This window comes from Streptomyces sp. NPDC090798, assembly GCF_044768965.1.
GTDB lineage: Bacteria > Actinomycetota > Actinomycetes > Streptomycetales > Streptomycetaceae > Streptomyces.
Map to the genome: position 1 here is coordinate 1 of NZ_JBIVXA010000048.1, position 11364 is coordinate 11364.

Below are 11364 nucleotides of genomic sequence, written 5' to 3' on the forward strand. Positions count from 1 at the left end.
TTCGAGTTCCGCATCAACGGCGAAGACCCGGGACGCAACTTCCTGCCCGCCCCCGGCACGGTGACGTTGTTCGCCCCGCCGTCGGGTCCGGGCGTGCGCCTGGACGCGGGCGTCGAGTCCGGCAGTGTCATCGGCCCGGCCTGGGACTCCCTGCTCGCCAAGCTGATCGTCACCGGCGCCACCCGCGCGCAGGCGCTCCAGCGCGCCGCCCGCGCCCTCGAGGAGTTCCAGGTCGAGGGCATGGCGACCGCCATCCCGTTCCACCGCGCGGTGGTCCAGGACCCGGCCTTCGCCCCCGAACTGACCGGTTCCGCCGACCCGTTCACGGTCCACACCCGCTGGATCGAGACCGAGTTCGCCAACGAGATCCCCGCCTTCACGGCCCCCGCGGACACGGAGACCGACGAGGAGCCGGGCCGCGAGACGGTCGTCGTCGAGGTCGGCGGCAAGCGCCTGGAGGTCTCGCTGCCGTCCTCGCTGGGCATGTCCCTGGCCCGCACCGGCCTCGCCGCCGGCGCCAAGCCGAAGCGCCGCGCGGCCAAGAAGTCCGGCCCCGTCGCCTCCGGCGACACGCTCGCCTCGCCCATGCAGGGCACGATCGTCAAGGTCGCGGTCGAGGAGGGCCAGGAGGTCAAGGAGGGCGACCTCGTCGTCGTCCTGGAGGCCATGAAGATGGAACAGCCCCTCAACGCCCACCGCTCCGGCACCATCAAGGGCCTGAGCGCGGAGGTCGGCGCGTCCATCACGTCCGGCGCCGCGATCTGCGAGATCAAGGACTGACGACACGGTCGTACGACATCCGAAGCGCCCGCCGGACCGAGCCATCGGCCCGACGGGCGCTTCGGCGTTTCCGGTGGCGGGCCGAGGACCGCCTTCCCGGCGGCGGCCCGCGCATCGCTTTTCCCGGCGGCAGGCCGCGGATCGCCCCTCCCGGCGGCAGCCCGCAGACCGCCCCTCCCGGCGGCGAGCCCCAGACCGCCTCCCCCGGCGGCAGCCCGCAGCCCCCCTCCCGGCGGCAGGCCGCGGATCGCCCCTCCCGGCGGCAAGCCGCAAACCGTCGCTCCCGGCGGCAGGCCGCAGACCGCCTCCCCCGGCGGCAAGCCGCAAACCGTCGCTCCCGACGGCAAGCCGCAGACCGCCCCTCCCGGCGGCGAGCCCCAGACCGCCTCCCCCGGCGGCAGCCCGCAGACCGCCCCCTCCCGGCGGCAAGCCGCAAACCGTCGCGTCAGCCGGGTGCGCGGCCGGGATGGTCCGGCTTGGGCCGGCCCCGCGTCTCGCTGATCACGGACCAGGCGACCGACACCATCGGGACGGCCACGACCGCGCCGATCACTCCGGCGAGGATGCCGCCCGAGATGACGGACAGGGCCACGACCACCGGGTGCAGCCGGACCGCCCAGCTCAGCACGAGCGGGTGCAGGACATGGCCCTCGATCTGGCCGACGACCACGATCAGGGCGAGCACCACGAGCGCGATGACCGGCCCCCGAGAGGCCAGCGCGACAACCGTGGCCACGGCCAGCGCGATGGGCGAGCCCACCAGCGGGATGAACGCGGCGAAGAACTCCAGCAGGGTCAGCGGCAGGGCCAGCGGCACGCGCAGCGCGAACAGGGCGATCCCGACCAGTACGGCGTTGGTGGCGGCCACGATGATGATGCCTCGGGTGTACCCGGCGAACGTCCGCCAAGCGACCCGTCCCGCGCGGCCCCAGGGACCCCGGGCGCTCTCGGGCAGCAGGCCCTGGAACCAGAGCCAGAACCTGTCCCCGGAGTGGATGAAGAACAGCGAGCAGAACAGCGCGAGCACCGCTCCGGTCAGCACCTCCACCGCCCGCCCCGCACCGCTGAGCGCGCTGCTGATCAGTGTGGAGCGGTGTTCTTTGACGTACGTAGTCACCTTGCCCTGAAGGTTCGACAGCACGGTGTGGCGGACGCGGAAGGGAGGGCCCTCCAACCACCGCTGGATCCGCCCGATGCCCCCGGCGAACTCCTGTCCCAACTGGTCCGACTCGCCCGCGACCAGGCTGCCGACCAGCGCCAGCAGCCCGAGCATCAGCAGCAGGCTGCCCATCACACTCACCACGACGGCCAGGGGCCGGGGCATACGCCGCGCCAGCAGATCGGCCAGGGGACGCAGCACCGAGGTGACCACCAGCGCGAGGAACAGCGCCACGGCGACCAGCTGCAACCGGCCCAGGATCTTGAAGGCCGCGTACACGGCCACCCCGAGCACCAGCAGCCGCCAGGCGTACGCCGCGGCCACCCGCAGCCCCTGGTTCACCGGCACGTCGTCGCGCTCCGCGGCACGCCGGACCGCCGTCCCCGCCGTACGGGCCCGTGCCACCGCCCCCGTTCCGCGGGCGGGCCGGCTCCCCAGGACGACGTACCGCATCCGTCGCCGGTGCGAACGGCGCGATCCGTCGTTCACCTGTGCGTCACCGCCTCCCGTCGCCGCGTCAGGGACAGGTTGCGGGTGGACGAGGAGACGTCGCAAGCCGGGGCACACGCGGACAAACCGCTCCCGCGCGCCATGAGCCGGTCAGCTTCCCCGTATCGCGGCCGGGGGACGGCCGAGTGGAGGGTGCCCGGCGTACGCCATACGGCCCACGGGGGTGCACGCCGGTCGAGTCGGTCAGCGGCGGCGCAAATCCGCCACTCGCGCCCGCTCTCCCGGGGACTGCTCGCCCAGGACGGTAGCGCTGCGCAACTGCGGTCCCGCACCCGGCACCTGGCCGCGGCGTGGACCGGGGAGGGGCATGTCCCGGCGCGGCTGGCGCCCCGCCGGGGCCGTATCCCCGCCCGCGGCGCCGCCCGACTGCCCGGCCACCGCGATCTGTACGCCCTGGTCAGCCAGGGCCTGCAGTTCGGTGACCGCGCGGTCGTCGTGCGCGGGCGGCTCGTCCGTGACCAGGCGGGTGATCAGATCGGTCGGCACCGTCTGGAACATGGTGTCGGTGCCGAGCTTGGTGTGGTCGGCGAGGACGACGACCTCCGCGGCGGCCTGCACCAGCGCGCGGTCGACGGACGCCGACAGCATGTTGGAGGTGGACAGGCCGCGCTCGGCGGTGAGCCCACTGCCGGAGAGGAAGGCCCGCGAGACCCGCAGCCCCTGGAGGGACTGCTCGGCACCGCTGCCCACCAGGGCGTAGTTGGAACCGCGCAGGGTGCCGCCGGTCATCACGACCTCGACGCGGTTGGCATGGGCCAGCGCCTGCGCCACCAGCAGGGAGTTGGTGACGACGGTCAGCCCGGGCACCCGCGCGAGCCGGCGTGCCAGCTCCTGCGTCGTGGTGCCCGCCCCCACCACGATGGCCTCGCCCTCTTCGACGAGACCCGCGGCGAGGTCGGCGATGGCCGTCTTCTCGGCGGTCGCGAGATGCGATTTCTGCGGAAAGCCGGACTCCCGCGTGAACCCGCCCGGCAATACCGCACCGCCATGCCGGCGGTCGAGGAGTCCTTCTGCCTCCAGTGCGCGCACGTCCCGCCGTACGGTCACTTCGGAGGTCTGGACGACGCGGGCGAGCTCACGGAGCGACACGGCCCCGTTCGCTCGCACCATTTCGAGGATCAATTGGCGACGTTCTGCAGCGAACACGAAACTGACAGTAACCCCAACGACCGTCTGCTTTCAGCAGTTTGCGCCGAATAACAGAAGTTGTTCGCATGGGAGTACGCGAAGTGGTATACGCGCCTACTCGCGCCGCCTATGCCGTACGAATGGTCGACAACTCCCCGTGACCAGCGGGAAGTCGGGGTGGGACCTCAGCCTTCGTCGCCCGCCTTGCGGGTGTGCAACTGCCGGGCGACTTCGGCGATCGAGCCCGAAAGGGAGGGGTACACGGTGAACGCGTTCGCGATCTGTTCGACCGTCAGATTGTTGTCGACCGCGATCGAGATGGGGTGGATCAGTTCCGAGGCGCGCGGCGCGACGACCACGCCACCGACGATGATCCCGGTGCCGGGGCGGCAGAAGATCTTGACGAAGCCGTCCCGGATGCCCTGCATCTTGGCGCGCGGGTTGCGCAGCAGGGGCAGCTTGACGACCCGGGCATCGATCTTGCCCGCGTCCACGTCGGCCTGCGAGTAGCCGACAGTGGCGATCTCGGGGTCGGTGAAGACGTTGGACGAGACCGTCTTCAGGTTCAGCGGAGCGACCGCGTCGCCCAGGAAGTGGTAGACGGCGATACGTCCCTGCATCGCCGCGACGGAGGCGAGGGCGAAGACGCCGGTCACGTCACCGGCGGCGTACACGCCCGGGGCGGTGGTCCTGGAGACCTTGTCGGTCCAGATGTGCCCGGAGTCCCTGACCCGGACCCCGGCCTCCTCCAGACCCATTCCGCTGCTGTTCGGGATGGCGCCGACGGCCATCAGACAGTGCGACCCGCTGATGACCCGGCCGTCGGAGAGCGTGACCTCGACCCGGTCGCCGACCCGCTTGACGGACTCGGCGCGGGAGCGGGCCATGACGTTCATGCCGCGGCGCCGGAACACGTCCTCCAGCACGGCGGCGGCGTCCGGGTCCTCGCCCGGCAGCACGCGGTCGCGGCTGGAGACGAGCGTGACGCGCGACCCGAGCGCCTGGTAGGCACCGGCGAACTCGGCACCGGTGACACCGGAACCGACGACGATGAGCTCCTCCGGGAGCTCGTCGAGGTCGTAGACCTGCGTCCAGTTCAGAATCCGCTCACCGTCCGGCTGCGCGTCGGGCAGCTCACGCGGATGCCCGCCGGTGGCGATCAGCACCGCGTCGGCGACGAGCGTCTCCTCGGTCCCGTCCGCGGCCCGTACGACGACCTTGCGCGAGCCGTCCAGGGACTGCATGCCCTCCAGTCGCCCACGCCCGCGCAGCACCCGCGCGCCGGCCCGAGTGACGGAGGCCGTGATGTCGTGCGACTGCGCGAGCGCGAGCCGCTTCACACGCCGGTTGACCTTCCCGAGGTCGACGCCGACGACCCGGGCCGCCTGCTCCGCCGGAGGGGTGTCGTCGGCGACGATGATCCCCAGCTCCTCGTACGACGAGTCGAAGGTGGTCATCACCTCGGCCGTCGCGATAAGGGTCTTCGACGGCACGCAGTCGGTGAGCACCGACGCCCCGCCCAGACCGTCGCAGTCGACGACGGTCACCTCCGCGCCGAGCTGGGCGGCAACCAGCGCCGCCTCATATCCGCCGGGTCCGCCACCGATGATCACGATCCGAGTCACGTACTCCATTGTCCCGCACGCTTCAAGGTGCTTCCGCCCGGGGGCCGCGCCCGCCCCCATCCGAGCCCCTTCCGTTATGCACTCCTCCGTTATGCGCTGATGCGTTCTGTTACGCAAGAGGCTCCTGTGTTCCCTGCCGTACCCTCGACCTCATGTCGCTCTACGCCGCGTACGCCGGCAATCTCGACCCGCGGCTCATGACGCGCCGCGCCCCGCACTCGCCGCTGCGCGCCACGGGCTGGCTGAACGGCTGGCGGCTGACGTTCGGGGGCGAGCACATGGGCTGGGAGGGCGCGCTGGCGACCCTCGTCGAGGCCCCCCGCTCGCAGGTCTTCGTGGCGCTGTACGACATCGCCCCCCTGGATGAGGACTCCATGGACCGCTGGGAGGGCGTGGGCCTCGACATCTATCGCCGGATGCGCGTACGGGTGCACACGCTGGAGGGCGAGGAACCCGCGTGGGTGTACGTACTGAACGGGTACGAGGGCGGACTCCCCTCCGCGCGCTACCTCGGTGAGATCGCCGACGCGGCGGAGTCGGCGGGCGCGCCCCACGACTATGTGATGGAGCTGCGCAAGCGCCCCTGCTGAGGGCACCCTCCCGCGTCCCGGACCCCCTGCCCAGGGGCACCCTGGTGGGAACTGACGGTCCACCCCGTTCCCACCCCTTCGTTGGAAACGACAAGACAACGATCGCAAGTCCGTGACCTCTGTCATCTACGCGCGTAGGCCTGGACCGGCTACCCTCATGCGCGTGAACGCATCTCTTCTTCCGGACGACATCCAGGGCGACCCCCACACCGCCGCCGACGCCGCCGCCACCCGCCTGCGGGAGCTCACGGGCGCCGAGACCCACGACGTCGCGCTCGTGATGGGCTCCGGCTGGGCTCCGGCCGTGGACGCCCTCGGCACCCCCGAGGCCGAGTTCCAGGTCACCGAGCTGCCCGGGTTCCCCCCGCCGGCGGTCGAGGGGCACGGCGGCAAGATCCGCTCGTACAAGATCGGTGACAAGCGGGCCCTGGTCTTCCTCGGCCGCACCCACTACTACGAGGGCCGCGGGGTCGCCGCCGTCGCGCACGGCGTGCGTACCGCCGTCGCCGCGGGCTGCAAGACCATCGTGCTCACCAACGGCTGCGGTGGTCTGCGTGCGGACATGCGCCCCGGCCAGCCGGTGCTGATCAGCGACCACATCAACCTGACGGCGACGTCCCCGATCGTCGGGGCGAACTTCGTCGACCTCACCGACCTGTACTCGCCGCGGCTGCGCGCCCTCTGCAAGGAGGTCGACCCCACCCTGGAGGAGGGCGTCTACGCGCAGTTCACCGGGCCGCACTACGAGACGCCGGCCGAGATCCGGATGGCCCGTGTCCTCGGTGCGGACCTCGTCGGCATGTCGACGGTTCTCGAAGCGATCGCCGCGCGGGAGGCCGGTGCGGAGGTTCTGGGCATCTCTCTCGTCACCAACCTCGCCGCCGGTATGACGGGCGAGCCCCTCAACCACGAGGAGGTCCTCCAGGCGGGCCGCGACTCCGCGACGCGCATGGGCGCCCTCCTCACCCAGGTCCTGGACCGCCTGTAGGCCTTCATCGCCCCCGCCGCCCCTACCCGTCCCATCCCTGGGGGCTACGCCCCCAGACCCCCTCATCCCCCCGACCGGCCCCGCCCTCGAACGCCGGACGACCTGAAGACAAAGGGCGGCCGTGTGATGCGGGGCGCAGCCCCCGCCACAGGGGCGAGCGGGGCTGCGGGGCGCAGCCCCGCCTCAGGGGCGCGGGGAACCCCCACCGGCCGCCAGCCAAAACACTTCACGCGGCCGGGGGAAGCGGGGCGAAGCCCCCGCCACAGGGGCGCGGGGAACTGCGCGAGCAACCCCCACCCACCCGCGGCCGACCATCACCCCCGGACGGGTACGCGCGACGGGGACGAGAAAAGGCACCCCTGGCCGGGTACACAGCAAGGGCAGCACAAACAGAGAGGTTCACCCGACGTGCAGGACGAACTCATCGCACGGGCCGAGACGTGGCTCGCCGAGGACCCCGACCCGGACACCCGCGAGGAACTCGCCGAGCTCATCGCCGCCAAGGACGTCCCCGAGCTCACCGCACGCTTCAGCGGCACCCTCCAGTTCGGCACCGCCGGCCTCCGGGGCGAACTCGGCGCGGGCCCGATGCGCATGAACCGCGCGGTGGTCATCCGCGCCGCCGCCGGCCTGGCCGCGTACCTCAAGAAGCAGGGCGAGACGGACGGCCTCGTCGTCATCGGCTACGACGCCCGCCACAAGTCCGCCGACTTCGCCCGCGACACCGCCGCGGTGATGACGGGCGCGGGCCTGCGCGCCGCCGTCCTCCCCCGCCCCCTGCCCACCCCCGTCCTTGCGTACGCCATACGGCACCTCGGCGCCGCGGCCGGCGTGGAGGTCACCGCCAGCCACAACCCGCCCCGCGACAACGGCTACAAGGTCTACCTGGGCGACGGTTCGCAGATCGTCCCCCCGGCGGACGCCGAGATCGCCGCCGAGATCGCCGCCGTCAACAGCCTCGCCGACGTCCCCCGCCCGGACTCCGGCTGGGAGACCCTCGACGAGGGTGTCCTGAACGCCTACCTGGCCCGTACGGACGCCGTCCTCGCCCAGAACTCCCCCCGCACCGCCCGCACCGTCTACACGGCGATGCACGGCGTCGGCAAGGACGTCCTGCTCGCCGCCTTCGCCCGGGCCGGCTTCCCGGAGCCCGTGCTCGTCGCCGAGCAGGCGGAACCGGACCCCGACTTTCCCACCGTCGCCTTCCCCAACCCGGAAGAGCCCGGCGCGATGGACCTGGCCTTCGCGAAGGCCCGCGAGACCGACCCCGACCTGATCATCGCCAACGACCCGGACGCGGACCGTTGCGCGGCGGCCGTGAAGGACGGTGCCGACTGGCGCATGCTGCGCGGCGACGAGGTCGGCGCGCTGCTCGCCCAGCACCTGGTGAACCGCGGCGCGCGCGGCACCTTCGCGGAGTCGATCGTCTCCTCCTCGCTCCTCGGCCGGATCGCCGAGAAGGCGGGCCTCCCCTACGAGGAGACCCTCACCGGCTTCAAGTGGATCGCCCGGGTGGACGGGCTGCGCTACGGCTACGAGGAGGCGCTCGGTTACTGCGTCGACCCGGACGGCGTACGCGACAAGGACGGCATCACGGCGGCCCTCCTCATCACGGAACTCGCCTCCGAGCTGAAGGAGGAGAGCCGCACCCTCCTCGATCTCCTCGACGACATCGCCGTGACGCACGGTCTGCACGCCACCGACCAGCTCTCGGTCCGTGTGGAGGACCTGTCGGTCATCGCGAACGCGATGGGCCGGCTGCGCGAGCGGCCCCCGACACAGCTGGCGGGCCTGCCCATCACCAGGTCCGAGGACCTGACGAAGGGCACGGACACGCTTCCGCCGACCGACGGGCTGCGCTACACGCTGGACGGCGCCCGCGTCATCGTCCGCCCCAGCGGCACCGAGCCGAAGCTGAAGTGCTACCTGGAGGTCGTGGTCCCGGTCGGCTCGCACGCCGAGCTGCCCGCGGCCCACGCGAAGGCCGCCGAGCTGCTCGCGGGGATCAAGCGGGACCTGTCGGCGGCAGCCGGCATCTGAATCCCGCGCATCTGAATCCCGCGCGTCCGGGCCCGCGCCTCCGCGCGGGCCCAAGTCCAGGGCTCAGCCACTTACGGGTGATTTCCGCCCGGCAGTTGACGCAGCGCTCCGGTGCGCCACCATCCGACCGAGGAACGGTTGGCGGTAGCGCACCGCCGAGCCCCAGGAGCTGCCGCGTGTCCTCGACCGCTTCCCGGCCGACATCCTCCCCACCCCGGAACGCTCCCGGCGAAGTCCCCGCGAACCCGAACCCGAACGCGAGCACAGGGACGAGTACCGGGACGAGTGCGGGCACAGGCACCCTGTGCGCCCTCCGCACCCAGCTGCGCCGGGCGGCCCCCGCCCTCCTCGCCTACGGGGCCGTACGCCTCCTGAGCCTGCTGCTGCTCACCCAGTGGGCGCACCATCAACACCACGGCGTGTGGCCGATCCTGGCGACGCAGTGGGACGCGGACTGGTACCTGGGCATCGCCCAGCACGGTTACACCCACCACCTGGGCACCCGGTACGACGCGAACAACCTCGCGTTCTTCCCGATGTACCCGTTCCTGGTCAAGGCGGCCGCGGTCCTGACCCCGGGTACGCGCGCCACGACGGGCGTGGCGATCTCGATCGCCGCCTCCTTCGTCGCCGCGTGGGGAGTCTTCGCCGTCGGCCACCATCTCCACGGCCGACGCGTGGCCCTGCTGCTGACCTTCCTGTGGGCGGCTCTCCCGGTCGGCCTGGTCCAGTGGATGGGCTACACGGAGTCCCTCTTCACGGCGTTCGCGGCCTGGTCGCTGTACGCGGTGCTCACCGGCCGCTGGCTCTGGGCGGGCACCCTGGCCTCGCTGTCGGGCCTGACCCGCCCGACGGGGATCGCGACGGCGGCCGCGGTCACCGTCACGGCCCTGCTCTCCCTGCGGCACCGCTTCTCGCCCCGCGTCCTGGCGGCCGCGGCCCTCGCCCCGGCGGGCTGGCTCGCGTACGTCGGCTGGGTGGGCGTGCGTCTGGGCCGATGGGACGGCTACTTCGCCGTACAGCGGCTGTGGCACAACGAGTGGGACGGCGGCGCGGAGACCCTGCGCCGTATGCGGGAGGTCCTGGCGCAGGACTCCAGGCCGGAGCTCTTCCTGGTGATGGTGACGGTCACGCTGCTGGTGTCCGTGGTCCTCTTCGTCCTGGGTGCCTGGGACCGGCAGCCGCTCTCCCTGCTGGTCTTCACCGGCGTCCTGCTGCTGATCGTGCTGGGCAGCGGCGGCGTCTACTTCCCCCGTGCCCGCTTCCTCCTGCCCGGCTTCCCGCTCCTGCTCCCGCTGGCCCTCCACCTGTCCCGCGCCTCACCCCGCTTCCGGGCCCTCGCCCTGACCGCGGCGCTGCTGGGTTCGGCGTACTGGAGCGCGTACATGGCGCTGGTGTGGCCGAGCGCGCCGTGACAGGCCGGGACGAGTCGAGAGCGGACACCGACAGCGGATACGGGGCCTGCGCGCGGCAGCCGGCGCGGCTACCCCACGGCCAGCAGGATCACCAGGACCACGGCCCCCGCGAGCGCGGGACCCATGACCTCGTAAGCCCACCGCACGCTCACCTCGCCCTGCGCGCCCTCCGTGGCCGCCCGGGCCTCGGCGAGTTCGCGCAGGTCGTCCATGACCTGGTCGGACTGGGAACGGGTGGGCCCGCTCGCCACCGAGGAGGTGCGGCCGCTGCTGTCGGCGGCGGCGTTGCGCGCCTGCCGTCGGGCCGCGGACTTGCGGGCGCGCAGGGACACGGGGATCGCCCAGAGCTGGAACTTGGTGCCCTCGGTGTCGACGACCTCGTTGGAGTACCCGGAGCGCAGTGAGCCGACCTTGCTCCAGGGCAGCACGACGACACGGAACGGGTTGCGGACGCGCAGCCGGTCCTCGTTGGCGTAGACGGCGGGGCGCAGGGTGAAGGCGGCCACCAGCGGAACCAGGAGGATCAGCGCGGCGAGTGCCAGCCAGGGGGTGCGGCCGTGGCCGGAGACCAGCGCGTCGATGCCGAGCCAGCCCGTGATGGCGAGCAGCAGTATGCCGCCCGCGATACCGGCGTGTGACCGGTAGATCCGGTCCTGCGACTCGGGTCGCGAGGCGTCCGGCACGGGTGGCTGGTCATCCGGGGTCGTCATGCCCCCGATTCTGCCTGACGCCCCCTGAACACTTCCTTCACCCCCGCCCCACGCCGCCGCTTCGTTATGGGCGGGCGGGCGCGGGGTCCGCCCCGAATCCCCGTCCGCGCGGATTCGTTCGCCTGCGGGTGGACGAGGGCTGATCGCGCAATACCCCGCGCCCCTGGGGACGGGGCTGCGCCCCCGCATCCCCATCCGGGCGGAGCCCCTCGCCTACGGGGCGATGGGAACCGCTCGCACGGTCCCCGGGCCCCGGATCCCCGGCGACTCCCGGTCGCTCGGCTGCGGGCGAGTGGGGGGCCGGCCGCGCAGTTCCCCGCGCCCCTAACTGATCCCTACGTTGTTCTGCGGGACGCGGTGAGCCCTTCGTATGGTTCACCCACCCAGGGGCGCTGAGTGTGGCTCTAACTGATCTGCTG

The 11364-nt window shown here is 72.4% G+C and carries 9 protein-coding genes; 5 read left to right on the forward strand and 4 right to left on the reverse strand.

Translation table 11 applies throughout. The annotated features are described in order from the left end of the window. Positions 1-780, forward strand: a 780-nt coding sequence (locus ACIQTP_RS46670) for a biotin/lipoyl-containing protein (RefSeq protein ID WP_403412272.1), incomplete at its 5' end; no start/stop codon positions are given. Between the two features lie 445 nt (positions 781-1225). On the opposite strand, the gene ACIQTP_RS46675 is transcribed toward ACIQTP_RS46670, so the two are convergent. The 3 genes from ACIQTP_RS46675 to ACIQTP_RS46685 all read right to left on the reverse strand — a co-directional run bounded on the left by ACIQTP_RS46675 (position 1226) and on the right by ACIQTP_RS46685 (position 5211). Further along, positions 1226-2392, reverse strand: a complete 1167-nt coding sequence (locus ACIQTP_RS46675; RefSeq protein WP_403412275.1) for an AI-2E family transporter — start codon at positions 2390-2392, stop codon at positions 1226-1228. A gap of 240 nt (positions 2393-2632) precedes the next feature. Beyond that, positions 2633-3595, reverse strand: a complete 963-nt coding sequence (locus ACIQTP_RS46680) for a DeoR/GlpR family DNA-binding transcription regulator (RefSeq protein WP_403412278.1) — start codon at positions 3593-3595, stop codon at positions 2633-2635. 167 nt (positions 3596-3762) lie between these two features. Continuing rightward, the gene (locus ACIQTP_RS46685; protein WP_067366501.1) at positions 3763-5211 is read right to left on the reverse strand and encodes an NAD(P)H-quinone dehydrogenase; all 1449 of its coding nucleotides are present in this window, start codon (positions 5209-5211) and stop codon (positions 3763-3765) included. Between the two features lie 143 nt (positions 5212-5354). On the opposite strand from ACIQTP_RS46685, the gene ACIQTP_RS46690 reads away from it, so the two are divergent. The 4 genes from ACIQTP_RS46690 to ACIQTP_RS46705 all read left to right on the forward strand — a co-directional run bounded on the left by ACIQTP_RS46690 (position 5355) and on the right by ACIQTP_RS46705 (position 10235). Then, positions 5355-5792 carry a gamma-glutamylcyclotransferase gene (locus ACIQTP_RS46690; protein WP_075028313.1) on the forward strand — a complete coding sequence of 146 codons (438 nt, stop codon included), beginning with the start codon at positions 5355-5357 and terminating at the stop codon, positions 5790-5792. Between the two features lie 163 nt (positions 5793-5955). Beyond that, positions 5956-6780, forward strand: a complete 825-nt coding sequence (locus ACIQTP_RS46695; RefSeq protein WP_402035100.1) for a purine-nucleoside phosphorylase — start codon at positions 5956-5958, stop codon at positions 6778-6780. Between the two features lie 408 nt (positions 6781-7188). Further along, the gene (locus ACIQTP_RS46700; protein ID WP_403412282.1) at positions 7189-8820 is read left to right on the forward strand and encodes a phospho-sugar mutase; all 1632 of its coding nucleotides are present in this window, start codon (positions 7189-7191) and stop codon (positions 8818-8820) included. A gap of 176 nt (positions 8821-8996) precedes the next feature. Next, positions 8997-10235: a hypothetical protein gene (locus tag ACIQTP_RS46705; RefSeq protein WP_403412285.1), complete on the forward strand. Its 1239-nt coding sequence runs from the start codon at positions 8997-8999 to the stop codon at positions 10233-10235. A 68-nt stretch (positions 10236-10303) separates the two neighbouring features. Here ACIQTP_RS46705 and ACIQTP_RS46710 read toward each other — a convergent pair whose 3' ends face one another. Further along, positions 10304-10945 (reverse strand): PH domain-containing protein, encoded by a 642-nt coding sequence (locus ACIQTP_RS46710; RefSeq protein ID WP_403412287.1) that lies wholly within the window; start codon positions 10943-10945, stop codon positions 10304-10306. Positions 10946-11364 lie beyond the last annotated feature (419 nt).